Source organism: Actinomyces sp. ICM47, from assembly GCF_905369875.1.
Lineage (GTDB): Bacteria > Actinomycetota > Actinomycetes > Actinomycetales > Actinomycetaceae > Pauljensenia.
In genome coordinates, this window is the sequence record NZ_CAJPJE010000035.1 from 1 (window position 1) to 24,884 (window position 24,884).

The following is a 24,884-nucleotide window of genomic DNA, read 5'->3' on the forward strand; positions in this document are numbered from 1 at the left end:
GTGTATGAGCGCGGGTTGAACGCGGGTAGGAACCGACGAATCAGGCGGCGTAACGGCTCATACCACGCCACGTGCGAAGACTCTCCGCGCTGCGTGGCGGGCTCGGACGACGCTGACCCGGCCCCCACCTCGCGTTCGGGGGTCTGGAGGGCGAGCTCTTCTTGCGCCTCGTGAGCAGGCTCGCGCGAGTCCTCGGCTGATCCCCTCGCGTCGCTGGCGGCTACGGAGAAAGACTCGGCGACCCGCTGACGCACCTTCTCGTCGAGCAGTTCCACCGTCCGCGCCCTCTCACGCAGCGGGTAGAACGTCGGCACTGTCAGGCGCTTCTTATCCAAGAGCGCTTGGGCCCGGCGAAGCTCCTTATCAAGGCCGTTTTCCCACAGATATTCGCAGGGCGTTCGCGCAATGATGGCTGACAGTTCGGGACGAAATCGCTTGCTTTTCTCATCGTACCCACGCAGCAGCGTGCCTGCGGTGAGCACCCTGTGCCGGAGCCTGTCAGCTGGTTCGTCTGACCGGAAGCCAGGAAGGTACGTTCTCAGGCTCCCCTTGGGCATGGCGCACCCCTGTCCGATCTGGGCGCAGAACTCACGGTATGCCTCGGGCGTGAGGAGAAAGTAGGATGCGCACCCAAGGGAATCCTTTGTCAGGGAACGTAGGATGTCTTTCCACCGGAATTCCGCTTCGAGTGCTTCCGAATCGTTCCCATCCGTGAGCGGGGCGGCCACGACGACGGATGCGCGTCTGCGGTCATCGCGAATCCAGCTGATCAGTTGCTCCACTTGCTCCTCATCGATGACGGATTGGAGAGAATCCGACAGGGGCATACCCCGGTCACGGCAGTGGCCCTCGGTGATAAGATCGCGGACCAGGGCAGGCGGCTTCGCGTCCCACTCCCCCTTACGCGGAGGGGTAACCTCAATCCACACGACCTGGTCGTAGTTGGATTCTTTGGTCGCATGCATCGCATAGACGCGCATCGTCCACTGCTTGCCGCCGCTCGTCCGTTCGACCATTTCGAGAAGTTGGCGCTCGTAGTGATTATCCTCCGAGGTCTCCGTCATCTTCGTCGCGATGACTTCTGTCCTCTCCCCTCTCCTGGAGGTGAGCTCGCCGAAACGATAGATCCCCTCCTCATCGCATTCAACACGCACGGAAGAACCTGTCCGTGGATACTTCCTGTGCGCCCACTCATGGAAGATACGGTCAGCGATCTGCACCGCGCTTCCCGCACCTTCCAGTTCCAGAATTGCCCGGTATCCGCGCGCCATGGTGCCTACCCTTCATTCAACACTGATAGAAGAATTCTGTACATCATCTTACAGGCACCAAATAATCATTACTCCCAAACCGAGATCGCAATTACGAGGTGCATGTCACGCAGAAACGGCCCCATACTCGTATGGGGCCGGGCCGAGCTGCATCTGGATCACTCACTATTTGGGGCTGCAATACCAGCCAATCCCTTGAAAGCGTCGTCGGCAGCATGCAGTTGGTCGAGCGCCCCCTGGTTCTTCTGGTAGTACGTAAGCAAACCCTTGACGAGCAACGAAACGCACGGGACACTCAGCCCTCGTACCCAGCCCGATCCTGGGAGTGTAGGACACTACGTGTTGCTGGCAGGCGAATTTTCGGCATGTTGGTACGGGAAAGTCGGTGTTGAAGGTGGGTAACCAACTACGAGGACGGACAGAACGTGTTGGGAGAACGTCGAGTTCTCGTTGTGGTGTTCACTGCGCTCCCGCATGAGAAGCGCAGGGGTTTTGCAGCATGAGGAGCGTTCTTTTGGCATGTCAGTGTTCTCGTGTCGCCATTTTCCCCGGCGTGGTGATCGAGAGCGAGGGATGATGTGCCCAAATCGCAGACCACCTCTGCGAAACATGCCAAAAATGGGCTGTTGTGGGCGAGGTGGTCTGCGTTTTGGGACAATCCCTGGAGGGTGAGCATCTGGCGTGCACGTTGGTGCGTATACGGTCGGGGCGGGTGCGACGACGTCATGCCTCGCACACATCGCAGCACGATGCGTCAGGACGCGATGACCTCGACGCCGTTCACCTGCACGATGCTGGACAACGCGTCGATGAACTGCTTGATGATCTTGCGGTTACGGCCATTCTGCATGAGGTTGGGCATGCCCTTCGTCGCACAGGAAACCTCAACGGTAACGCCCTGCTCGTGAGGGATAAAACCGACGATGATGCGCTCACCCCAGGACATGAAGGTCAGGGGCGTATCGAAGGTGAGGTAGCGCGCGTTCATGTCCGCCCCCATCATGGTCGCCTTCGGCACACTCGGGACGGCAGCCATCGCCGCCTGGAACACCTGCTCGTACGGCAGTGCGTACTGGAACGCCTGCTTGTTTTCGCGTATCCCCATGGAGGTCTCCTTGCATATCTGATTGATGTATTGCCCGCCGCGTGATCACCACGCACGAGTGAGCGTAGAAGGGTACGCAGCCCTTCAAACCAGATCAGCGTATCAGCATCAGCTCTGGCAGCCAGTATATTGGCGTTGCTTGACAGCTGAGTCGGCGGCAATACACAAAATCGGAGAGTTCCGCCCTCGCGCGCCCGTCACACACATAGACAGCAGGTGCCAGGCGGTGGAACCCGGTCGGCACCTGCCGCTCGACGACGGGCGAACCCCTCAGGACTGCGGCTCATAGGGGCTGACCGCGACGGAAGCGATGTTCTGGCAGACGCTCAGCGAGAGCTGCAGGCTGGTCGAACCCGAACCGTTCGTGTTGAAGATATCGACCTGATCGGAGGTCGCAGGCGTGCAGCCGTCGACGCCATCAACGGATTCAGCCGTGAGGGTCACGCCCACGCGACCTCCCTGAGGAATCGTATACACGTTGCCGGGATCCTCGCCGTCGCGCACCGCCTCAGACACGGTCGCTCCGCCCGAGGCGAAAAGAACTTGCGGGAAGCCGCTGACCCAGCACGAGTTTCCCTCATTCGTGAAGATCAGCTCGACGTAGGTGGAGGTACCGATCTGCTGGTTGCTCGTCACCGCGGGCTGCAGGTTCGTCATGTCGCAACGCGCCTCGTTGTTGGTCACGTCAACCTCAGGAGCCTGGTTGCCTTTATCGACCGAAGCGCTCTGGGGCGTCTCCCCGCTCTGGGCGTCCATGCCACTCTGTGCGGTGGGCGTAGCACTGGCTGAAGCAGAGGCGCTCGGAGTCGGGGCCGAGGTCGTGGCACCGGAAGTCGGCTGGCTATCCTTCGGCGAACAGGCACTCACCCCCAAGACAAGGGCGGACAGGGCGGTCATGGCAAGGAGGCGTCGCGTTGTCATCATGGCCCCATCCTATGAAAATGCGCGGGATGAGCGCCCCGCCACGCCGTTAGTTACCGAGTGATGACAAGCCGTGCAGGAGGCGGGAAGCGTGAGTGAGCCACGGCCTCGTCAATCCAGTGAAGAAGCCGGGCAGCGCATGTCTGCACTGCCCGGCTCTCATCGTTCTTAGTTATTCGAGACCGGCTCAATCTCGACGGGGGCCACGTCCATCTCATCCAGCGGCACCGTCCGGTCCTTACGCACCAGGTGATAGCCCCACCAGACCGCGCCAAAGAGCGGCAGACCGATGTAGGAGGATGCAACCTCCCACACCTGACCGTGAAGCACGGCTTCATAGTTCTGACCCGCCATCACGACCAGGCACATGATGAAGGCGATGATGGGACCAGCCGGGAAGAACGGGGAACGATACGGCAGGTCTTCAAGGCGGTAGCCCTGCAGCAGGTAGGCGCGACGGAAGCGGATGTGACTGACCGCGATTCCCAGCCACATGATGATGCCGGAGATTCCGACGATGTTGACCAGCCAGATGTAGGCGTCCTCAAAAACCAGCTGCGTGAGGAAGCCGCACGCCGCCGTCACCGTCGTCACGGCCATCGCGTAACCGGGTACACCACCCTTCGTCACGCGCGCGAAAATTGCGGGTGCCTGGTGCTTGAGAGCCATCGAGTGCAGCATACGAGAGGCCGCGTACAGGCCCGAATTACCCGCCGACAGGATCGACGTCAGGATGACGGCGTTCATGACGGCCGCCGCCGCGCCGATGCCCATGCGGGCGAACACGAGCGTAAATGGCGACTGAGCGACATTGTTGGCGCTGTCATCGGCGGCGCTGAGCAGGCTCGGATCCGTGTAGGGCAACAGCGTGCCGATCACCGCGATCGCGCCAATGTAGAAGAACATGATGCGCCAGAAAACCGTGCGGATCGAACGCGGCACGTCCCGGCGCGGGTTCTCAGACTCGCCGGCGGCCACGCCTACGAGCTCGGTGCCCTGGAACGAGAAGCCCGCGATCATGAACACCGCGATGACGCCGACGAAACCGTTATGGAAGGGAGCATCGCCGGTCGTCCAATTCGACAGGCCCGGCGAGTTCGTGCCCATGACGCCCGCGATCATGAAGACTCCGGAGACCACGAACACGATGACGATGACGACCTTGATGGCTGCCAACCAGAACTCCGCCTCACCGTAGACGCGCGCCGACAGGGCGTTGAGTCCCACGACGATGACCAGGAACACCACTGCCCATATCCACGAGGGCACCGACGGGAACCAATAGGCCATCACGAGGCCGGAGGCCACCAGGTCTGCGGCGACCGTCACCGCCCAGTTGAACCAATAGTTCCAGCCCATCGCGAAGCCAAAGGACGGGGAAATGAACTTTGTCGCGAAGGTCTGGAACGAACCCGCGACCGGCTGGTGCGCGCTCATCTCGCCCAGGGACTGCATGAGGAGCAGCACCATGAGACCAATCGCCGCGTACGCGAGGAGCGCGCCGCCTGGGCCGGCGTTCGCGACCGTGGCACCCGAGGCCAGGAACAGGCCGGTGCCGATCGCTCCGCCGATGGCGATCATCTGCATGTGGCGCGATGCCAGGCCGCGTTTCAGCTGCGTGTCGGAGCGCTGCTGTACATCGCTGGCGATGTCATCAGGAGTAGGGGTATCCATAAATGGGTTCCTCGTCTGTCGATCGTGAGTCCCATACTAACCCCAAATTCTTGTGTCGAGATTGGGACGTTCTTTCCGTGGCCTTTAACGAGGCCGTGGCTGGCTCACGCGATTTACCTCGCGGCGCGCGTGCGACGCGGCGCAGTATCTCAACACTTTTCACACAATCTGGCGGCTTTGCACGCAGGCGAAGCTTGTCGAAGCACGAGTTCCCTGTCAGCCCTCAGCCAGGCACCCGACCTGTGCACGAAACGAGCGGAACAAGCCACGACCTCGTGCGTGATCCACGCCCCCACCGGACTCGGTCGCTACACTAAGATCCTCCCGCGCTAAGGAAGGAAGAGACCATGATGCACCAACTCGTCAGCATCGGATGGATGCTGCTTGCCCTTGTCCTGTCTGCCTCCATCGGACTCGAACGACAAATCCGCGGCAAGAGCGCCGGCATCCGCACCCAGGCCATCGTGGGCCTCACCGCCTGCCTCATGATGCTCATCTCCAAGTACGGGTTCTCCGACATCCTCATCGACGGCATCACCCGCTACGATCCCTCGCGCGTCGCCTCGCAGATCGTGTCGGGCATCGGCTTCCTGGGCGCGGGCATCATCCTGACTCGGCACGGAGCGATCCGAGGCCTAACGACGGCCGCCACCATCTGGGAAACTGCAGCGATCGGCATGGCCTGCGGCGCTGGCCTGTGGTGGCTCGCCCTTGCGGGCACTGCCCTGCACTTCATCGTCATTGCACTGCTGACCCCGCTCGTCCAGTTCATCCTCATGCGCACCCACGGGCACAAGGTCACGCTCAGCGTCCACTACACTCCCGGACACGGAGTGCTCTCCACCCTCCTCACGCAGGTAAGCGCCCTGGGTTGGTCGGTGTCCGGCGTCTCCACGCGCACCGATTCAGCCCACCACACGTCCACCGCGCGCTTCACAGCGTCGACTCGCCAAGATCTCTCACGCTCGATGCTCGTGACGGCCCTCGCGGACCTCGACGGCGTTGCCGGCGTCGACATCACGGAAGAGGACGACGAGTAGCCCACTGCACAACACAACGGGACGGGGCCCGCGGCTGTTGCCGCGGGCCCCGTCCCGTATGCCTCACTCAGAGCGTCACGCCTGAGGGCTGTAGGGGTTCTGAGGCTGTTCACCCGTCTGCCCCTGCTGGTTCTGAGCCGACTGCTCCGGCTGAGCCTGCTGCGGCTGCGCGCCGTACTGGCCCTGCGATGCGGGGTAGACCTGCTGCCCCGGGTACTGCTGCTGGCCCTGGAAGCCGGGCTGCGCGGGGTAGACCTGCTGGCCCGGGTACTGCTGTCCGGGTTGCGCGGGGTAGGCCTGCTGGCCCGGGTACTGCTGTCCGGGTTGCGCGGGGTAGGCCTGCTGGCCCGGCTGGCCGAACTGATTCAGCATGGCGGGGGCCGTGTTCAGAGGAGCGACCTTGCCTTCCTTCAGCTCGAGGAGCAGGATCACGCCAGCCGCACCCAGAGCAATCGAGAACAGCGGGAACAGGTAGAAGCCGATCGAGAAGTCAATCAGATCGTTATCGTTGGCGATGATGTAGAACGTCTCGATAAGCGACATGATTCCCAGAGCGAGCGAACCCGCGCCCACGGAAATGAATGCCCACTTCTGGTTGGTCAGCCAGTAGGCGACGCCGACGCCGACGTTCGCGAGGAGCAGGAGCAGGAAGGTGACCGGGAACCAACCGCCGCCGCCGAGAAGCGACGTCGATTCAGTCACAAAGAACGAGATCTCGACATAGGGAAGGAGCATCGAGATAAACACAAGCAGCGACGCAGCGGCAACGCCGATCAGCGCGTAGGTCGCGCGAATCGAGCGACCGCTCACCTTGCCAGCCTCAGCAACGACAACGTTCTGGAACTGATTGAACGCGCTGTTCGCGGCGGCACCGAACTGCGAAGCGGCGGCACCAAGCTGCTGGCCAGCGGACGGCCCCTGCTGACCGGGCTGCCCCTGGGGAGCGCCATACGGCTGCTGTCCGTAGGGCTGCTGAGCCTGAGGAGCGCCCTGGGGAGCGCCGTACTGTGGCTGTCCGTAGGGCTGCTGAGCCTGAGGAGCGCCCTGGGGTGCACCATACTGTGGCTGCCCATAGGGCTGCTGGGCGTGAGGCGCATCCGACTGCGCGGCGGAAGCATTCGTGTCTGCAGCAGGTTCAGCGACTGCTTGCTCATGCGCGCCCTCGGTGGTCGCGTTCTCACGTCCCTCGGCCGAGGCCTCGGCGGCGGGTGCCTTAACCGCGGGCTGCGCGGCGGGCGGCTGAGCGGGAACGACACCCTGGCTGGCGAGCCACTGCTGGAGGGCAGGGTACAGCGACGGGTGAGTCGCAACGTAAGGGCGCAGGTCTTCACGCGCGGCCGTGATGTCCGCGAGGTCCTGAGCGCTCAGCGCCGGGTTACTCATGTCAGCAGCAGTGAGCTGCAACGGATCGATGGTGCTCATCTGTATTCCTCTCGCACCCGAAAGTGCAGTTCCTGATGGCGAACAGTCAATTCTATCGCGTGTGACACTCGCCTAGTCAAGACGTTCGCTGGACGATACGCGCTGAAACATAAAGAACCCGGTCCCTGTCGGGACCGGGTTCTTGGTGGTAGCGGGGACAGGATTTGAACCTGCGACCTCCGGGTTATGAGCCCGGCGAGCTACCGAACTGCTCCACCCCGCGTCGGTAGTTAAAACTTTACCACCTGAATTAATCGAGGTCAAGCAAAGCGGCCGTGAGCTAGGTCTCCAGACGCGGCGGCACTGGACGTCGGCTGAGGGACGCGAGGCGCACTCATTGATCATCCTTCCGTGTGTGATTCTGTCACGCCCGATTGCTCGAGCGAGACTGCACGCTCCAGAATGTGCGCCTCCATCCTAGCGACGGCAAACGCCCGGCCCGCAGCCCTTGAGGGTGCGAAGCCGGGCGCGCCGGTGAGAAGACATGAGCCTATGAGCCGCTCTGCGCCTCCGTGGAGGGAGAAGGCGACGGCGTCGCGGCACCATCTGTGGGCGACGGAGTCGGACTCGGCGTCGCCGCGGCACCGGACGAAGTGGTGCCGAGCGCCGTCTGCGCGGCCTCAGCGCGCGTGAGCGCATCGTGCAGGCGAGTCTGTGCCTCACCGTAGGCGGTCCAGTCCGACTTGCTCATCGCGGCGTCAGCGTCACGCATCGCCTGTGCAGCATCGGTGACAGCCTGGCTCAGTTGTGCAGCAGGATCACCCGAAGCGGGCGCACTGGGCTGTCCCCCACCGTCGCCCGTTGGTGTGGAGGGCGTGGGCGTCTTGGAGGTCCCATCGTCGGCGATGAGCTGGCGTAGCGATTCCTCGAGGGTGGGCGCGAAGCCGACCTTGTCGCCGAACGCTGTCAGCACCGAGCGAAGCACGGGGTAGGACGCCGATCCAGTGCCCTGAACGTAGACGGGCTGAACGTAGAGCAGGCCGCCGCCCACCGGCAGGGTCAGGAGGTTGCCTCGAATAACGGTCGAGTCAGCCTGATTGAGCAGGTTCAGCTGGGTGGCGATCTTCTCGTCGGAGTCGTACTTGTTCTGCACCTGACCGGGGCCGGGCACGGTCGTCGACGAAGGCAGCGCGAGCAGGCGCAGCTTGCCGTAGCCCTCGCGCACCTGGCCCGGCGTGCTGCCCGTCTCGGAGTCGACCGCGAGGAAGCCAGCCATGGCCTCGCGACGGCCCTCACCGCCGCCACCGGGCACGAACACGGAGGTCAGCGAGAACTCGGCGCTCTCCTGTCCGGGCATCTGCATGGTCAGATAGTACGGGGGTTGCAGCGAGGTCGGTGCGGACACGGGGTTGCCGTTGGCGTCCACGCGCTGCGAGGACGAGGAAGCGGAGGCGTCCCCGTACGTCGAGGTTTCCTCGGCCAGGCGCCAACGGTCACCGCCCGAGTAGAAGCCGGACGCGTCAGTCACATGGTAGGTGGCCAGCAGGTTGCGCTGAACCTTGAACATGTCCTCGGGGTAGCGCAGGTGGCTCATGAGATCGCCGGAAATTGCGGACATAGGTTCGACGCTGCCGGGGTAGATCTTCTCCCAGGTACGCAGGATCGGATCCTGATCATCCCAGCGGAACAGACGCACGGAACCGTCGTAGGCGTCGACGACGGCCTTGACGGAGTTACGCATGTAGTTGATCTTGTTGTTCTGCACGTACTGGCCCATTTGCGTGGACTGGGAGTCCACGGTCGCGTCTGAGAGGGACTCGTGCTGGGCGTAGGGGTAGTTGTTCGTGGTCGTATAAGCGTCGACCACCCACACGAGGCGCTTGTCGGTCGAGGGGTCCCCGTCCATATCGACGACCGCCGGGTAGGCGGACTGCTCGAGCGTCAGGTAGGGAGCAACCTTGGCCACGCGCAGCAGCGGGTCACGGTCGTAGAGGATCTGCGAGGCCTCGTTCGTCTGGGAGGAGAAGAACAAGTCGGTGGAGCCGAACTTGATCGCGTACAGGAGCTTGTTCCAGGTATTGCCCACGGAGGGGCCGCCGTTGCCGGTGAAGGTCGTGGAGACCTGGCCGCCGACGGCAGTGTCATCCGGGTAGTCGAGTTCCTGGGGAGCCGCGCCTTCGGGCGCACCGACGATCGAATAGTTGGGAGAACCCGGGCTGAAGTAGACGCGCTCCTCGTACTGCCCCATCTCACCGACGGAGGGCACAGACTGCTCCCAGTAGGAGGGCAGTCCGTCGCTGGTCAGCTGGTTGCCGTAGGCGGCGACCGCGCCGAAGCCGTGCGTGTAGACGGTGTGCTGGTTGACCCACGTCTGCTGCTCGGCGGACAAGCCGTTCAGGTTGAGTTCGCGCACCGAGATGACGGTGTCGCGGCGCTCGCCGCCCACGTTGTAGCGGTCGACCTTCATGCCGGAGTTGAAGCCGTAGTACAGGCGGGATTGCTGGAGCTGCTGGACGGTCTTCGTGATGACCTTGGGGTCGAGCAGACGCACCTGGGAGGTCAGGGTGGCGTTGTCGAACTGGCCGGCCGAGGCCGTGGTGGCCGCGTCATAGTTCGTCTGATAGTCGACGTCGTCGAGGCCGTAGGCAGCCAGGGTCGCGTCAATGTTGCGCTGGATGTAGGGGGATTCGAGGGTGCGTTGGTTGGGGCGCACGCGGAACTGCTCGATGAGGGCGGGATAGGCACCGCCTAGGATGAGCGCGGCAACAACGGTGACAGCCACGCCGGTGACAGGCAGGCGCCACGTGCCGCGGAAGGCTGCGACAACGAAGAGGACAGCGACCAGGAAGGAGATGACCGCCAGGATGGAGTGGGCGGGCAGCTTGGCGTTGATGTCGGAGTACAAGGCACCGTGGGTGGAGCCGAAGTCCTGGGTGAGCAGCTCGTAACGGCCCAGCCAGTAGTTGATCCCAATGAAAACGGACAGGGTGGCCGCCATGAGGCCGGTCTGCAGGCGCGCGTGCTTGGAGGCGTGGGGGCGCGGGGCCAGGCGGATCGTCCCATACAGGTAGTTGACGACCAGGGCGGCGGCCAGACCAATGCCGGTGACGCTCATCAGGAAGGAGACGAGCACTTTGATCGCAGGCAGGACGAACACAAAGAAGGAAATGTCCAAGCCGAACTGGGGGTCAACCTGATGGAAGGAAGAGGCGTTGAGGAATTGCAGGAGCGTGCGCCACTCGGTGGCCAGGCGTGCGCCATTCGTAAAGCCGAAGAAGAGGGCGACCCCCCAAAAGGCCGCGCGCCGCACGGGTTCGAGGGCCTCCTGGTAGGCGCGCAGCGACGCCGAGGCCTGCCCGCGCGTAGAGGATGCGCGGTGACGGTAGGCGTAGGCCATGGAGAAGTACAGCAGGCCGGTCGCAACCAGCAGGCCGAGTATGAAGAGGCCGATGTGAGCCCCCCACTGGGTGAGGATGACGCGAGTCGCGCTCATCTGACGGAACCACAGGATCTCCGTCCAGACGATCGAGGCACCGTAGATAACGCCGATGATGGCGATGAGCGCGGTAACCGTGATCGTGCCGGGGCCGGGCTTGCGCAGCTTCACCTCGACGTGTGGCGTTCGCGGCCCTCGTGGGTGGCGTGGCTCATCGGATCCGAAGACCGAAAATGGGAAGCTCACAGCAATCCTCTCTGTTAAACCGAAAGCTATGTCCCAGTCTACCGGCGGGCACGTTGTTCTTCGTCGCTGTTTTGTCCGCTCTCCGTGAGATTATGGGCTTATGACAGTTGAAATGATGCCGAGTGCGCGACAGATTGCGCTGGCCAACGTGGTTGTTGATATTGAGAAGGGTGCCGCCCGGGTCGGGTGGGATCATGCGCCGTCGATTTACGCGCTGGTTCCCACGGCGATGCTGCTCGCCGACCCGAATCTGCCCGCCGACATCGCGGAGCAGCTCCGCGGCGGGTGGGATGGCTCGGAGGATCACCTGAGCGCGATTATTCAGGAGGATCTGGACACCGACGACATTGAGCAGGTACTTGCTCATCTGGCGTGGCCCGAGGCCGTCCCGGGTGCCGCGCTCACGGTTGAGCGCATCGTGGTTCCCCCGGAGGTCGAGGATGAGGCCCCCGAGGATCCCGAGGAGGCCCTCGAATTCATTTCGAACCACCCCGCGCGTACGGACGTGCGCCTGGCCGTAGGCGTCATGCGCACAGGCGAGTCGTGGTGCGCACTGCGCACGCGCGCCTTCGACTCTGACGACAAGGTCGGGCAGGGCTCCGTCCTGGTTCCCGCACTGGTCGACGCTCTGCGCGCGTCCCTCGAGCCGGTGACGGACGAGCAGGCCTAACCACAGAGCGGCCCCGGCCTCGTTCCTTGGGTGACAGGGACGAGGTCGGGGCTCAGTTCTACCCTCAGCGCACGCAGCGGGAGCGAAGGAAGCATTACTCGCAGGTCGGCAGGGTCGCCCCGTTACCTTCCGCGATTGTGGCGACGGCTGTGGCGGCCTCGGATAGGTTGGAGACCTTCACGACGTTCAGGCCATCCGGGACGTGCCTGACGACCTCGGAGCAGTTCTCAGCAGGGGCCAGGAACCACTGGGCACCGTCGTCGTGCGCACCCCACAGTTTCTGTTGAATGCCGCCGATTGCGCCGACCTGGCCGTCGAAGGACATCGTGCCGGTGCCCGCGATCGCGTTGCCCCCGGTCATATCGCCCGGGGTCAGGCGGTCAATGATGCCAAGGGAGAACATCATGCCGGCGCTCGGGCCGCCCACGCCTTCCAGGTTGAAGGAGATGTCAACGGGCAGGGAGGGGTCGACGGTCAGGTAGATGCCGAGCTTCGAACCCGGCTCGGTTGCGGAGACGGCGATCGAGTCGAAAGACAGGTCCTGGGTAACGCCATCGCGCTCGACCGTGACCGTCATGAGGCTCCCCGCGGGCACGGTTCGCATGAGTGTGAAGGGCGTGGAGGCGCGTGTAATGTCGTGGCGCGTACCGTCGGGGGTCGTGATCGCCAACAGGATATCGCCTTCCTGGACGATGCCCTCCGCGTTGGAGCCTTCCGTTGTGCCCGCAATCGTTACAGTCGCCGGGACGTCCCAGCCGAGGTACTCGAGGGCCGCGACCTGGGAGGTCGTCTGCGAGTTACGCATCATGGCGGACTGCGCGTCGCTCACCTTGTCCTGGGTGGTTCCAGCGGGATAGACCGACTCGTAATCGACAATCTTGGCATGCGGGTCGAAGTAGGCACCCACCAGCTGAGCAAAGTTCAGACGGTTTCCGGGGCCACCCGCCTCGGAGACCGTGACCATGCGCAGTTGGCCCTGGCCGGGCTGCGCCTTGGCGGTGACCGACGCCGACTGGGCGTCGTCGAGCTGCACCTCCTCCCCCGTCGTGGGGTCAGTGCCCTCGATGGCGATCATCGGTTCACCGTTGGCGGAACCCAACACGTTAAAGGTCGGCCCGGGGCTGGAGACCACGAAGGGAGCGGGCACCCAGAAGAGGATCACCGCCATCGCAACCAGAGCGATGAAGGCCATCGCCAGCCGCCAGCTTACAAGCGGGGCGTGTCCTTCCCGGTCCCCGTTCTGGAGGGCGAGCGCGTCGTCATGTGTCGAGGTCATCTCGGTTTCATTCACCGTGCAATTGTGTCGCACCGGCGTTTGACGCGCACGCCCACCCCTTATGCTCTTAGCGTTTTCGCAGGGTTTTGTCAGCCTGGGTCAACGCCCACCCGCTAGTCTGTGGCCATGAATGAGAACGAGTCCGGTACCCCGTTTGAGGATTTCCTGCGCTCCATCCTGGGAGACGAGGCAGCCGCCGAGGCCGCCCGCGCTCTTGAGGCCCAGGGCTTCGATCCGGCGAACTTGCCTCCCGAGTTTTCTGACCCTGCTCGCATGCAGGCGGCCCTGGGTCAGTTCCAGTTCCTCATGAACACGACGGCCGGGCCGGTGAACTGGCGCGTCGTGGAAGACAGCGCCAAGCAGGCCGCCTACATGAGCGGCGACCAGGCTCCCACGGCGACCGAGGCCGAAGCAGCGCGCCAGGCGATGACGATCGCTGACCTGTGGCTGGACGCCGTCACGGACTTCGCGTCCGGTCCCGTCACCCGCGACGTGTGGAGCAAGGTCGCGTGGGTTGAGCACACGATCCCCACGTGGAAGCGCATCTGCGAACCCGTAGCACTCAATGTCTCGCGCGCCCTGTCCAGCGCGCTCTCCGAGCAGTTCGGCGAGGGCGGCGTCGATAGTGACGTACCCTTGCCCGACGGGATGGCCGCGATGTTGGGCAAGACGCAGGAGATGATGCCCCGCCTGTCGGCGATGATGTTCTCCGCGCAGCTCGCGCGCGCCCTGGGTGCCCTGGCCGGCGAGTCGTTTGGCACCTACGACACGGGCATCCCCCTGTCGGACACCTCGCACGCTGCCCTGCTGCCCCACAACGTCACGCAGTTCGCCGACGGCCTGGATGCCCCCTTCGATGAGGTGCGCCAGTTCCTGGCTGTGCGCGAGGCTGCCCACCGGCGTCTCTTTGCGTCTGTGCCGTGGCTGGAAGGTGACCTCGTGCGCGCGGTCGAGCGCTACGCGTCGCAGATCGCGATCGACACGGAGGCCATTTCTGAGGCGGCCCGCTCGGTGGATCCCTCGGACCCCGCGTCCGTCGAGTCGGCGCTCAGCGGCGGCGTGTTTGCGTTGTCGATGACGCCCGATCAGCGCCGTGCTCTCACGCGCTTGGAAACCATGTTGGCTCTCATCGAGGGCTGGGTCGAGGTCGTCACTGCCCGCGCGACACTGCCCTACCTGCCTCACGCGGACGCGCTGCGCGAGATGATGCGTCGGCGCCGTGCGTCGGGCGGTCCCGCGGAGGAGATTCTCGGAACCCTGATGGGCCTGCAGATGCGCCCGCGCCAGGCACGCGGAGCCGCGCAGATCTTCTCGCTCGTCGAAGCTGATGGTGGGCGTGACGCCCGTGAGGCCCTGTGGTCTCACCCGGACATGGTGCCCTCCGACACTGAGCTGGCGACGCCCGACACGTTCCTGACACTGCGCCGAGCTGCGGCAGAGGAGGACGCGGATATCGATGCCGCCCTCACCTCGCTGCTTGACGGCACGCTCGGCTGGGCGGAAGGGCTGGAACCCGGGGACGAGGCCGTGGCTGGTTCGAGCGATCAGGAGCACCAGTCCGAAGACACCTCACCGGACGATTCAGACAAGCATGAAGCAGAATGATCTGACAAGTTTTCCACAGATTTTTTAAAACGCTGCGCCAGTGGTGTCCGCAGGTTCATGATGATCTCGACAGGCATGAAACAAAGGAGATCATCATGAACCTGGCACCCAATACGGCGGTCCTGTGGCGCGGCCCCGGAGTCGCCCAAGTCGGCGGGGACCGAACCCACCACGTCCTCATGGAGAACCTGCACGCAAGCGACCAGATCTGGCTGAGCAACCAGGCTCGCTCTCCCCGATCCCCCGAACCCGCCCAGGCCTCGCCGGAACTCATCGCCAGGCTCAGCCGCGCTCATCTCATCGACGATGAGGACCGTCGCGTGCTCCTGCGCGTGGGGGTCCTCGGTGCGACACCCGGAACCGTCCTCGCACTGCGTTCCCTCGTGGATACGCTGCGCCTCTCCCTGGCGGTCGATGCCGAACAGCTGGTGGACGAGGACTGGGACAGGGTCTTCGGCGGGTCCTTCACCGGCACGCCCCGCGCCCGCGCGCTACGACGCGATCTAGCGCCCCTGATTCCCCTACCCCACCTGCACCTCCAAGGCGACGTCGACGTGGCGCTCGTGTCCGCCGACCGCGTCGTCGACCCCGGTATCCCCTTCGACCTGACAGTCCGCGACGTCCCGCACCTCATAGTGACGCGCGGCGAGCACTCCTACGAGATCGGCCCCTTCGTCATCCCGGGCGTCACCCCCTGTTTCCAGTGTTGTGAACACGCGCGGGCCGAGGCCGACCCCTATCGGCTCTCACATCTGCGTGAGCTCATGAATTGGCCCCTCGGGCCCCTCTCCATGCTCGCCCACTACGCCGCCGCCCTGCGCATAGCGCGCCTGGTACGCGACTTCGCCTCAGGCGACCTCACCGCGCGGCTGTGCGCCGAGGTCGCCACCGTCGACGAGGACGGGACCATCACCGTCGAGCGCACCGTGCCCGCACCCGAATGCGTGTGCGGAATCTGCGGGCTGGCCTGCTAGATCAGGATCCCTCCTCGACGGTGACCTCTTCGCCGCGCACGAGAGCGAGGACGGGGGCCGCGAAGCGCTGTACTTTGACGTCTCCGATACCGCGGATAACGCGCAGCTGCGTCGTGTTTTTCGGCATCGCCACGGCGATGTCGCGCAGCGTCTGATCGGTAAAGACCGTGTACGGCGGCACGCTCGCCAAGCGGGCCACTTCGAGGCGCCACGCCTTGAGCCGCCCGAATAGCTCGATGGCCTGGGGCGAGGCCTCCTCCTCGAAAGCCTGGTTGAGCGCACGGGTGGAGGGACGTGCCTTTTTCTTCGGCGCGCCGCCGCCCTGCGCCGACGATCCGGAGCGCCGTTCTTTGGGCCAAATGCCGTCCAGGAGGCGACTGCGCTGACGCTTGCCTCGCCCATCCGCGCCCCGCGAGCGCGCCCACGACAGGGTGAGTAGGTCGCGGGCTCGGGTGACGGCCACGTACAGCAGGCGTCGTTCCTCCTCGCGGGCTTCGGGGGTTTTCGCGTACGAGATGGGCAGCAGGCCCTCTGAGAGGCCAACCAAGAAAACTGCATCCCACTCGAGGCCCTTGGCGGCGTGGATTGTGGCCAGCTCGACGCCTTCCTTGTCGGGTTCAACCTGGTAAGCGATCCTCTCGTCGAGTTCGGCGACGAAGGCGGCCAGCGTGGGTGCCTGTGAGTCGTCGGCCCACCCGACGATAGCGTTCATGTTCGACCAGCGCTCAGAACCCGCTTGGGCCGAGGGGGCCTCGGGAGACCAGCCGACGCCGGAGAGAACCTCGCGCACGACCTCTCCCACGGTTCCCTCTTCCGAGGCTGTGGCCGCGGCGCGCAAGCGCGAGATTGCGGTGCGCACGTCGTCGCGGGCAAAGAAGGGTTTTCCTCCGGCGACGGCCACGGGAATGCCGCGCGCGCCCAGGGCTTCCTCGAAGGCTTGGGATTGGCCGTTAGTGCGCATGAGGACAGCAATGTTGTGGGGCTGGGTGCCGCCGGCGATGAGATCAGCGATCTGTGCGGCGACTCCCTCGGCCTCGGCGTGGTCGTCCTCGTAGGTGCAGTATCCGACGTGTGCTCCCCCGTCGCGCTGGCTGGACAGGCGCACTGTGCCGTCGCGCTGTGTGGCGCGGGCGAGGACGTCGTTGGCCAGGGTCACGATCTGCGGAGTGGAACGGTAGTCGCGCGTCAGTTCGACGATGCGAGCACCGGGGTGTTTGCGTCCGAACCCCGTCAGATAGACCGGGGAAGCGCCCGTGAAGGAGTAGATCGTCTGTGCGACGTCGCCGACGACGCACACGTCGTGGCGACCACCCAGCCACAGGTCGAGGAGGCGTGCCTGGAGGAGGTTGACGTCCTGAAACTCATCGACCACGAAGGATCGGTACTGCTTGCGCACGATGGAGGCGACGTCGGCGCGTTCCTGCAACATGCCACACAGATAGATGAGGATGTCCTCGAAGTCGATGACTCCGCGTTCGTTTTTCGCGTCCTCATACACGTCGAGGAGGCGTGCCATGTCGACCGCGTCCAGCCCGGCGGGTACGTCTCTTCCCAGGCGTTCCACGCGCGAGGCGTAGTGCGCGGCGTCAATCATCGAGACTTTCGCCCATTCGACCTCGGCGGCGATGTCGCGCACGTTCGTGCGGTCAAACGCGATGCCGAGGCGGGCAGCGGCGGCGGCGACAAGGGAGGCTTTGTGCGGCACGACGTCGGGCAGTGGTCCGCCAACGACGGTGGGCCAGAAATGGCGCAGCTGGCGCAGCGCCGCGGAGTGGAAGGTGCGTGCCTGCGCCTTGGGAACCCCCAGCTGGGACAGGCGGTGTCGCATCTCGAAGGCAGCGCGCTGCGTGAACGTTACGGCAAGCACATTTGAGGGGTCAAAAGCACCGACGGCAGCCCCGTAGGCGATGCGATACGTGATCGCCCGCGTTTTACCTGTGCCCGCGCCGGCCAGCACGGCGAGCGGGCCGGCCACCTGCGTGGCGACGGCGCGCTGATCGGGGTCCAGGGCGTCGAGCAGTTCCTCGGGGTTCATGCTCCCTATTCTTCCATTGCCCGCCCTCAGTTGCGTCCCGCGCCGTCCGGTCCGCTCGGCAGGTCGGTGGCATACCAGTCGGCGAGGAGCGCGTAGGCGATGGACGCGCGTCCGGGCGCGCTGATCTCCCCGGATTCGAGCGCGCGCGTCAGCTCCTCGCGGCTGTAGAAGCGTGCCCACTCGATCTCGACGCCGTCCGCCTGCGGGGTGGGGCGCGGCTGACGCGTGCGGGCACGGTATCCCATCATCTGCGAGCGCCCGAAGGGCCAGGGCTGGGTCGCGACGTAAGTGGGCGTCTCAATCTCGATGCCAACCTCCTCGGCGACCTCACGTGCAACCGTCACGTCCGGGGATTCCCCAGCCTCGACGTAGCCGGCGATGATCGAGACGAAACCCGGCTTCCACAGTGCGTTGTGCGCGAGCAGCACGCGCCCGTCGTGATCCTGGACGAGGACGATGATCGCCGGGTCCTGGCGGGGGTACTCGACGCGGTCACAGGACGCGCAGCGGGCCGCCCAGCCGCCAGACTCCAGCGACACGGGCGAGCCGCATCGCCCACAAAATGGTAGGTAGCATGCCATCCGGCCAGCGCGACCGCAGTCAGGGCCACGGCGGCCTCGTCGCCGCCGAGCCTCCACCCGACCGCACGCAAGTGCTCCCAGGTGCCCTCTGCCTCGTCCCGGCTGGTCTCGAGCGCAACAATCGGGCGGCCGCCCGCCACCCCGATGAACGAGGCCGTGGATCCCTCGAGCGCACACGTGGCCTCGTCTCCACTCAGGCGACGCAGAGTCGGCGTATCCGAGGATGCTGCCACGGCCTCGTCGAGGAGGACAAAACCGGAGTGGTCGACGACGATGACATCGGCCTCACCGGCGCGCACGAGGGCAGCCGGAGCCACGGAATCACGCAGCGCAACAGCCGGATCGACGTGACCGCGGACGAGAGGTAGATCAAGACTCATAACTCCACGGTAACGCGGTGAGCTACCCTAGGCACTATGACAAACACTCCCCTGCGCGCCGATGGGCGCACCCCGTCTCAGCTCCGTCCCGTCTCCATTACCCGCGGTTGGTCAGGTACCGGCGAGGGTTCCGTTCTCATTGAGTTCGGCAACACCCGCGTCCTGTGCGTCGCCTCTTTCACCGAAGGTGTGCCGCGTTGGAAGCGCGACTCCGGCGAGGGCTGGGTAACCGGCGAGTACTCGATGCTCCCGCGCGCCACCGAGCAGCGTTCCTCCCGTGAGTCCGTCAAGGGCAAGGTGGGCGGGCGTACCCAGGAGATCTCGCGCCTCATCGGACGTTCCCTGCGCGGCATCGTCGACGTGGCCGCCCTCGGCGAGAACACCATCGTCCTGGACTGTGACGTCCTGCGCGCTGACGGCGGCACCCGCACCGCGGCGATCACGGGCGCCTACGTGGCCCTGGCCGACGCGGTGACCTGGGCGAAGGACCAGGGCATCCTCAAGCCCTCCACGACCGTCCTCACTGACTCGATCTCCGCGATCTCCGTGGGCGTCATCGACGGCACCCCCATGCTGGACCTGCCCTACGTCGAGGACGTACGCGCGCAGACTGATATGAACGTCGTCCAGACAGGCGATGGCCGCTTCATCGAGGTGCAGGGCACCGCCGAGCACGCGCCTTTCAACCGCGACGAGCTGAACGAACTGCTGGACCTGGCGACACTGGGTAACGCCCGGCTCGCCGCGGCGCAGAAGCTGGCGCTCGAGGCTCCCCTCATGGAGCGCATCGAGGTGCGCCCGTGAACGCGCGCTTGGTCTTCGCGACCTCCAACGCGCACAAGGTCAGCGAACTCGAGGCCATCTTGGCCCCCGCATGGGAGGGCTTCGAGGCCGGCTGCGTGGCGCGCATGAGCGACTTCGACGTGGCTTCCCCGGTTGAGGACGGAGTAACTTTCGAGGAAAATTCGCTGATCAAGGCCCACGCCCTGGCTCGCGCCACCGGCCTGGCGGCCATCGCCGACGACTCCGGTATCACGGTGGATGTGCTAGGTGGTGCACCCGGCATCTTCTCCGCGCGCTGGTCCGGCTCCCACGGGGATGACGAGGCGAACCTGCGCCTGCTCCTTGATCAGCTCTCCGACGTGCCCGACCGCCACCGCGGTGCCGCTTTCGTGTCGGCGGCTGTCCTGGTAACGCCGGATGGGCGCGAGTTCGTCGAGCGCGGCGAGGTGCGCGGCACGCTGACGCACTCCCCCCGCGGCGAGGGCGGATTCGGCTACGATCCGATCTTCGTCCCCGAGGGCTTCGAGGTCACGACCGCACAGATGAGCGCCGAGCAGAAGAACGCGATCAGCCACCGTGGCATCGCCTTCCGCGCGCTCATGCCTTACATCGTGGAGTACCTGCGCGGCTAGTCCCCAACATGATTGTGCCGGGCACCCAAGGGGTGTCCGGCACTTGTGTACGCCCGGCGGGCGCTCCATCAGCGGGCGACGAGGTTCCCGAAGAAGGGGCGGTCCATCGAGTACTGCAGCGGGTTGCGCTGTTGGCGCATTCTGCTGTGATGGGCGAGGCGTTGAAGGAGTGATGCGACGAAACGAGACATTGTGTGCTCCTCTTTGAGTACCGTGCGGTGGATCTGTCACCGCATCGTGCTCCCATGATCCCCCTTTTTCTCGTCTCTTTCCATCGATTCTCTCTAATTTTTCAGTGAAGTGTTTCTTACAGACTTTTCCTTGGGATACGTTGACACAGTATTGACTGTTCACCCATCTAGTTCTTAATTAATCCGGAAGGAACATACGCGTGTGGGGGCGACCCCAGCCCGCCCCCACACGCTCCACGTCATTGTGCGCGCGCCACGTGCTGACGCCGGGGAAGGAATCGCCGCACGTCGAAGAAGCGCACGACCTGAAGAAGACGGCGCGCAAGGCGGTCGCGCACACGCCAGATCATGGTGAATCCGACGCCGATGAAGATGGCGTTGGTCAGGAAAGATGGCCACGCACCCGTGGACGCGCAGGCGAGAGCCAGGAGGATGCAGCTGGAGGCATTCAACGTGTGGTAGCGCAGAGAGTCGGGAGCGAAGCGCTTGGTGGAGACGAGGTAATAGGCGGCGATGGAGGCGGCGGCGCCAACCCAGCCGAGGATCACGATTGCCAGGTGCGAGATGGTCATGGCACTCATTGTCCACCTTCCACTAGTCAAGCACAATTGAATGGTTCTATAGTTATCTTGCAGTTTCACTTAAAGATGGAGTGCTCATGGACATTGATCCTCGCCGCCTGCCGTTCCTCCTGTCGGTCGCGCGCGAAGGCGGCATCGTGGCTGCCGCGGACATCCTCATGGTCTCCCCCTCGGCGGTCTCTCAGCAGATCCAAAAGCTTGAGGAAGAAGTGGGCCTCAAGCTCGTCGAGCGCACGACATCCGGAGCGATCCTGACCCCCGCCGGCACCATCGTCGCCGAGGCCGGAGAACGCATCAACGCCGACATCGCCGAAGCCCTCAAGGCCCTGAGGCCACTGACCGGCCAGGTGACGGGCACGGTCACACTGGGGGCATTCCTGACGATCTGCCGCTCCACCCTGATCCCGGCGCTGCCCGACCTGGAGGAGGCTCTGCCCGGCATCGACCTGCGTATCGAGGAAACGGAGGAGACACCCGGCATGGCAGCCCTGCGCACGGGCCGCTTCGACATCCTCGTCATCGAACGCGACGAGGACCCCGGTTTGCCCCCGCGCGGATACACGGACATTCCATTCATTGACGAACCGTGGGTGTTGGTCACCCCTGATTCCGCTCCCCCGATCCGTTCCATTGAGGACCTCGCGGACCTGACGTGGCTGCGCGTCAGCCCGGGTTCCAGCGGAGACCACGTCATGCGCCGCATCACCAAGGCGTTCCCGGACACCAGCTGGGCACCCCACCTGTACACCACCTACGAGGCCGCCCGCTCCCTCGTGCGCGCCCGCGCGGGTTCGACGATCCTGCCGGCAATGGCGCTCGCCGGTGCCCACAGGACTGGTATGCGGATCACCCCCCTGCCGTCGCTGGGTACCCGCAAGATCCTGCTCCGGCACAAGAACCACGGGTGGAGCGAGGGCGGTGGCCCCGCGCGCGTCGTCTCCTTCCTCACTGAATGGCAGCGCCACAACTCCTACGCCACCCAGGCGGACTGAGCGCAACAACGTAACCCCGGCCTCGTACGAACAAGGCCGGGGCGACGGTGAATTAGAAGGAAACGGCCATCCGTGCTTCTGCGAAGTCGAGGGGACCCGACCAGGTCTGACGGATCTCCGAGGCCACCCGGGTCTTCGGGGTCCACGGCTGGATGTGGGTGGCGATCATGCGGCCCACGCCCGCGCGCGTGGCAAGAGTGCCCGCGCGGATCCCATCCATATGCATGTTGGGTTCGGTCTCATCCGAGGTGAAGCCCACCTCGCTGAGGAGCACATCGGCCCCGCGCGCGCCCTCAATAATCGTGTCGCACAGGTCGGTGTCACCCGTATAGAACAGGACGACGCGGCGCGCAGGATCTTCCTCCGACGGGCCCTCGATGCGAAGACCGAAAGACTCCACGGGGTGCAGGGCACGGAACGGCTGGATCGTCATCGGACCAACATCGTAGGTGTCGCCCAGGCGAAGCTGCGTGAATGCAAACTCACCCTCGTAGGACTCGCCCTCAGGCGCGCCCTCGATCTGACGCACACGGTGGAGCGTCTCGCCCGGCCCGAACAGGGACATGGGCCGAATCGCGCACGAACCCGGCCCCCACTTGCGGTACACCTGCAGCGAGATGATGTCGCCCATGTGATCGGCATGACAGTGAGACAGCGCCAGGGCATCCAGCTCGCACGGGCACACGTGAACCCACAGCGCCCCAAAGGAGCCGGGCCCCATGTCGCACACGAGCGAAAAGGTACGCTCCACCCCCGAGAGGGGATCGACGCCGCGCGCCTGCACCAGGTATGAAGACGCGGGAGACTGCGGGCCCGACATGGAACCTGTCGCGCCAATAACGGTCAGCTTCACGCGATTCCCCCACCGGTGTTGACTTGGGACACCGTGCCCACCTCGGGACCCAGGAAGCGACGAGCCAGGAGCGGGAACGTGTCCGACGCACCCGTCGCCAGGAACTGATGCTGCGGACCCTTGCCAGCGGGCCACGGGTCGTGCAGGAGGCCGCGATCCACCAGTTCGTTGTAGGTGACGTTCGCGGTCGCCTCCGAGGAGGTCACCAGCGTGACGCCTTCGCCCATGACGCGGCCAATAACGCCCGTCAGCAGCGGGTAGTGCGTGCATCCCAGGATCAGGGTGTCCACGCCCGCGTCCTTCAGCGGTGTCAGGTACTCGCGGGCCACGGATTCGATCTCCTCACCCGTAGTCACCCCGGCCTCGACGAACTCAACGAAGGCAGGGCACGCCTGCTGGCTCACGGTCAGACCGGGAACGGCGGCGAGCGCGCGCAGGTACGCCTCGGATTGGATGGTCGCCTTCGTACCGATCACGCCGACGCGATGGTTGCGCGTGGCGATGACGCTCTGGCGCGCCGCAGGCGTGATGACCTCAATGACGGGGATGCCGGCGTCGATCCAATAGCGCTCGCGCGCGTCCGCGAGCGCGGCGGCCGTCGCCGTGTTGCAGGCAATGACCAGGGCTTTGACTCCGCGCGAGGCCAGCTCGTCGAGGGCGGACAGGGTCAGCGAGCGCACCTGCGCGATCGCACGCGGACCGTAGGGCGTGTGCTCGGTGTCGCCCAGGTAGATGATCTCTTCGTCGGGCAGCTTATCGATGACCGCACGGGCTACCGTCAGCCCACCCAGGCCCGAGTCGAAGATTCCGATCGGGGCGTTATTCATGTACTCGACCTTATTCCTTACTGAGATTTATTCACGGCGTCCAGCAGTGAGTCCTGCCACCACGTGACGAGCATGTAGATCGCGGCGACCGTCTGCGCGCGCTCTCCGGTCGGCTCGCTCATCGCCAGTTCTTCGATGCGCTGCGCGTCGGATTGATCGGATAGCTCCAGCTCACCGGCCAAGCCCAACCGAATATCGTTGAGCGCTGCGAGCCACTTCCACACCCCGTTCCAGGGGATCACGAGCGTGTCTCCACCCCCGTACGTGATGTGTTCAAGATCGCTCACCATCGCGCGTAGCCGCACGGATTTTTCGGTGCGCAACAGGTCCTCGGTGAGGGCGCGCATCCGCGCAGCGTCCTCATCGTCGTCACTCATGGAGGGCAGCAGCATGCGCAGGCTGCGCTCGCGTGGGGCTTCCCTGCGCTGTTCGGTTTCGGTAGCGGCGTTGATCATTGACGAGGTCGTGGCGAAGTCGCCGGGATCGTCGAGGACCACGAGGACCTCGCTGGCGAGTTGGCGCAGGAGGAGGGCTTCGCCGCGGCTCATCGACGAGGAGAAGCCGCCGTCGCGATAGGCGAAGGCTTCCATGGGGTCAGTCCCTGTCCTCTTCGATGGTGGCGTGCAAACCGTAGGAGTGCATGGCCATAACGTCGGCCTCGACGCGCTCGCGCACGCCCGTGGACACAGTCGCCCGCCCGCGCGTGTGGACCGCCATCATGAGTTCTTCAGCGCGGGAGGTGGAGTAGCCGAAGTACTCGCGAAACACGGCAGTGACGTAACTCATGAGGTTGACCGGGTCGTCCCATACGACGGTACGCCAACGGGGCACGGAGGTAGAGGCCTCGTGCGTGCGCGGTACCGGTTGGACGATCATGCTCATATGTCAACCCTAGGTCCAAACGAGCGACCATGGAAGAGAATTCGCGTGCCGGTGACACGCTTCTCAGGGTAGGCTCACAGTATGCCTGCATCGACATCTACTTCATTGCTGACTGATATGTACGAGCTCACGATGCTCGACGCCGCCCTCAAGGACGGCACCGCGCATCGTCGCTGCACGTTTGAGCTGTTCGGGCGCCGCCTGCCTGCCACGCGTCGCTTTGGCGTCGTGGCCGGTACCGGTCGTATTCTCGAGGCCCTCGAACGCTTCGAGTTCGACGCCGAACAGATCGACTGGCTACGCGACCAGGGGATCATCTCCGAGGAGGCCGCCCAGTTCCTGACGACGTGGCGTTTCTCGGGCGACATCTGGGGCTACGCCGAGGGCGAGTGCTATTTCTCCGGTTCGCCCCTGCTCACCGTTGAGGGCACCTTCGCGGACTGCACGCTCCTGGAGACGCTGCTCCTGTCGATTCTCAACCACGACTGCGCGGTGGCCTCGGCAGCCTCGCGCATGACAATCGCGGCCCACGGTCGCCCCTGCATGGACATGGGTGCGCGCCGCGCC

The 24,884-nt window shown here is 64.8% G+C and carries 20 protein-coding genes, 1 tRNA gene and 3 pseudogenes; 8 read left to right on the top strand and 16 right to left on the bottom strand.

Annotated features, from left to right (window positions below; all coding sequences use genetic code 11):
- From QZ149_RS07390 to QZ149_RS07405, 4 genes and pseudogenes are all read right to left on the bottom strand, one after another.
- Nucleotides 1–1,271, bottom strand: a pseudogene (locus QZ149_RS07390) (hypothetical protein); the annotation flags it as partial.
- A 754-nt stretch (nucleotides 1,272–2,025) separates the two neighbouring features.
- Nucleotides 2,026–2,376: a hypothetical protein gene (locus QZ149_RS07395; RefSeq protein WP_291450712.1), complete on the bottom strand. Its 351-nt coding sequence runs from the start codon at nucleotides 2,374–2,376 to the stop codon at nucleotides 2,026–2,028.
- Nucleotides 2,377–2,646: 270 nt separating this feature from the next.
- Nucleotides 2,647–3,300: a DUF4232 domain-containing protein gene (locus tag QZ149_RS07400; protein ID WP_291450713.1), complete on the bottom strand. Its 654-nt coding sequence runs from the start codon at nucleotides 3,298–3,300 to the stop codon at nucleotides 2,647–2,649.
- A 165-nt stretch (nucleotides 3,301–3,465) separates the two neighbouring features.
- The gene (locus QZ149_RS07405) at nucleotides 3,466–4,971 is read right to left on the bottom strand and encodes an amino acid permease (protein ID WP_291450714.1); all 1,506 of its coding nucleotides are present in this window, start codon (nucleotides 4,969–4,971) and stop codon (nucleotides 3,466–3,468) included.
- A 347-nt stretch (nucleotides 4,972–5,318) separates the two neighbouring features.
- Between QZ149_RS07405 and QZ149_RS07410 the strand changes: the two genes are divergently transcribed.
- Nucleotides 5,319–6,011, top strand: a complete 693-nt coding sequence (locus tag QZ149_RS07410) for an MgtC/SapB family protein (RefSeq protein ID WP_291450715.1) — start codon at nucleotides 5,319–5,321, stop codon at nucleotides 6,009–6,011.
- A gap of 75 nt (nucleotides 6,012–6,086) precedes the next feature.
- On the opposite strand, the gene QZ149_RS07415 is transcribed toward QZ149_RS07410, so the two are convergent.
- The 3 genes from QZ149_RS07415 to QZ149_RS07425 all read right to left on the bottom strand — a co-directional run bounded on the left by QZ149_RS07415 (nucleotide 6,087) and on the right by QZ149_RS07425 (nucleotide 10,980).
- Nucleotides 6,087–7,433 carry a hypothetical protein gene (locus QZ149_RS07415; RefSeq protein ID WP_291450716.1) on the bottom strand — a complete coding sequence of 449 codons (1,347 nt, stop codon included), beginning with the start codon at nucleotides 7,431–7,433 and terminating at the stop codon, nucleotides 6,087–6,089.
- 146 nt (nucleotides 7,434–7,579) lie between these two features.
- A tRNA-Met gene (locus tag QZ149_RS07420) sits at nucleotides 7,580–7,656 on the bottom strand.
- A 267-nt stretch (nucleotides 7,657–7,923) separates the two neighbouring features.
- Nucleotides 7,924–10,980, bottom strand: coding sequence for a UPF0182 family protein (locus tag QZ149_RS07425; RefSeq protein ID WP_291450727.1), 3,057 nt, complete (start codon nucleotides 10,978–10,980; stop codon nucleotides 7,924–7,926).
- Nucleotides 10,981–11,155: 175 nt separating this feature from the next.
- Between QZ149_RS07425 and QZ149_RS07430 the strand changes: the two genes are divergently transcribed.
- Nucleotides 11,156–11,725 carry a PPA1309 family protein gene (locus QZ149_RS07430; RefSeq protein ID WP_034504592.1) on the top strand — a complete coding sequence of 190 codons (570 nt, stop codon included), beginning with the start codon at nucleotides 11,156–11,158 and terminating at the stop codon, nucleotides 11,723–11,725.
- A gap of 94 nt (nucleotides 11,726–11,819) precedes the next feature.
- Here QZ149_RS07430 and QZ149_RS07435 read toward each other — a convergent pair whose 3' ends face one another.
- A complete protein-coding gene (locus QZ149_RS07435) occupies nucleotides 11,820–13,001 on the bottom strand; it encodes a S16 family serine protease (protein WP_291450728.1) in 1,182 nt (393 codons plus the stop codon).
- A gap of 126 nt (nucleotides 13,002–13,127) precedes the next feature.
- On the opposite strand from QZ149_RS07435, the gene QZ149_RS07440 reads away from it, so the two are divergent.
- Together QZ149_RS07440 and QZ149_RS07445 are read left to right on the top strand one after the other, a co-directional pair.
- Nucleotides 13,128–14,606 (top strand): zinc-dependent metalloprotease, encoded by a 1,479-nt coding sequence (locus QZ149_RS07440; RefSeq protein ID WP_291450717.1) that lies wholly within the window; start codon nucleotides 13,128–13,130, stop codon nucleotides 14,604–14,606.
- 95 nt (nucleotides 14,607–14,701) lie between these two features.
- Nucleotides 14,702–15,580 carry a hypothetical protein gene (locus QZ149_RS07445; RefSeq protein WP_291450718.1) on the top strand — a complete coding sequence of 293 codons (879 nt, stop codon included), beginning with the start codon at nucleotides 14,702–14,704 and terminating at the stop codon, nucleotides 15,578–15,580.
- A 1-nt stretch (nucleotide 15,581) separates the two neighbouring features.
- Here QZ149_RS07445 and QZ149_RS07450 read toward each other — a convergent pair whose 3' ends face one another.
- On the bottom strand, nucleotides 15,582–17,615 hold the full coding sequence (locus tag QZ149_RS07450; RefSeq protein ID WP_291450719.1) for an ATP-dependent DNA helicase UvrD2: 2,034 nt from the start codon (nucleotides 17,613–17,615) through the stop codon (nucleotides 15,582–15,584).
- A 26-nt stretch (nucleotides 17,616–17,641) separates the two neighbouring features.
- Nucleotides 17,642–18,576: pseudogene (nudC, locus tag QZ149_RS07455) on the bottom strand (NAD(+) diphosphatase).
- Nucleotides 18,577–18,612: 36 nt separating this feature from the next.
- On the opposite strand from nudC, the gene rph reads away from it, so the two are divergent.
- Complete coding sequence (rph, locus tag QZ149_RS07460) at nucleotides 18,613–19,380, top strand: ribonuclease PH (RefSeq protein WP_291450720.1); 768 nt, start codon at nucleotides 18,613–18,615, stop codon at nucleotides 19,378–19,380.
- Nucleotides 19,377–19,991, top strand: coding sequence for an RdgB/HAM1 family non-canonical purine NTP pyrophosphatase (gene rdgB, locus QZ149_RS07465; protein WP_291450721.1), 615 nt, complete (start codon nucleotides 19,377–19,379; stop codon nucleotides 19,989–19,991). Before rph ends, rdgB begins: the two co-directional genes overlap by 4 nt.
- 68 nt (nucleotides 19,992–20,059) lie before the next feature.
- On the opposite strand, the gene QZ149_RS07470 is transcribed toward rdgB, so the two are convergent.
- Together QZ149_RS07470 and QZ149_RS07475 are read right to left on the bottom strand one after the other, a co-directional pair.
- On the bottom strand, nucleotides 20,060–20,182 hold the full coding sequence (locus QZ149_RS07470) for a hypothetical protein (RefSeq protein WP_291450722.1): 123 nt from the start codon (nucleotides 20,180–20,182) through the stop codon (nucleotides 20,060–20,062).
- A 239-nt stretch (nucleotides 20,183–20,421) separates the two neighbouring features.
- On the bottom strand, nucleotides 20,422–20,754 hold the full coding sequence (locus QZ149_RS07475; protein WP_291450723.1) for a hypothetical protein: 333 nt from the start codon (nucleotides 20,752–20,754) through the stop codon (nucleotides 20,422–20,424).
- Nucleotides 20,755–20,840: 86 nt separating this feature from the next.
- Between QZ149_RS07475 and QZ149_RS07480 the strand changes: the two genes are divergently transcribed.
- Nucleotides 20,841–21,755, top strand: coding sequence for a LysR family transcriptional regulator (locus tag QZ149_RS07480; RefSeq protein ID WP_009647807.1), 915 nt, complete (start codon nucleotides 20,841–20,843; stop codon nucleotides 21,753–21,755).
- Nucleotides 21,756–21,807: 52 nt separating this feature from the next.
- On the opposite strand, the gene QZ149_RS07485 is transcribed toward QZ149_RS07480, so the two are convergent.
- The 4 genes from QZ149_RS07485 to clpS are packed head-to-tail and all read right to left on the bottom strand — an operon-like array spanning nucleotide 21,808 to nucleotide 24,317.
- On the bottom strand, nucleotides 21,808–22,608 hold the full coding sequence (locus QZ149_RS07485) for an MBL fold metallo-hydrolase (protein WP_291450724.1): 801 nt from the start codon (nucleotides 22,606–22,608) through the stop codon (nucleotides 21,808–21,810).
- The gene (gene murI / locus QZ149_RS07490) at nucleotides 22,605–23,435 is read right to left on the bottom strand and encodes a glutamate racemase (protein WP_291450725.1); all 831 of its coding nucleotides are present in this window, start codon (nucleotides 23,433–23,435) and stop codon (nucleotides 22,605–22,607) included. Before murI ends, QZ149_RS07485 begins: the two co-directional genes overlap by 4 nt.
- Before the next feature lie 17 nt (nucleotides 23,436–23,452).
- The gene (locus tag QZ149_RS07495) at nucleotides 23,453–24,025 is read right to left on the bottom strand and encodes a DUF2017 family protein (RefSeq protein ID WP_291450726.1); all 573 of its coding nucleotides are present in this window, start codon (nucleotides 24,023–24,025) and stop codon (nucleotides 23,453–23,455) included.
- A gap of 4 nt (nucleotides 24,026–24,029) precedes the next feature.
- Nucleotides 24,030–24,317 (bottom strand): ATP-dependent Clp protease adapter ClpS, encoded by a 288-nt coding sequence (clpS, locus tag QZ149_RS07500; RefSeq protein ID WP_009647808.1) that lies wholly within the window; start codon nucleotides 24,315–24,317, stop codon nucleotides 24,030–24,032.
- Between the two features lie 81 nt (nucleotides 24,318–24,398).
- Here clpS and QZ149_RS07505 point away from each other — a divergent pair.
- Nucleotides 24,399–24,884 (top strand): annotated as a pseudogene (locus tag QZ149_RS07505) (nicotinate phosphoribosyltransferase); the annotation flags it as partial.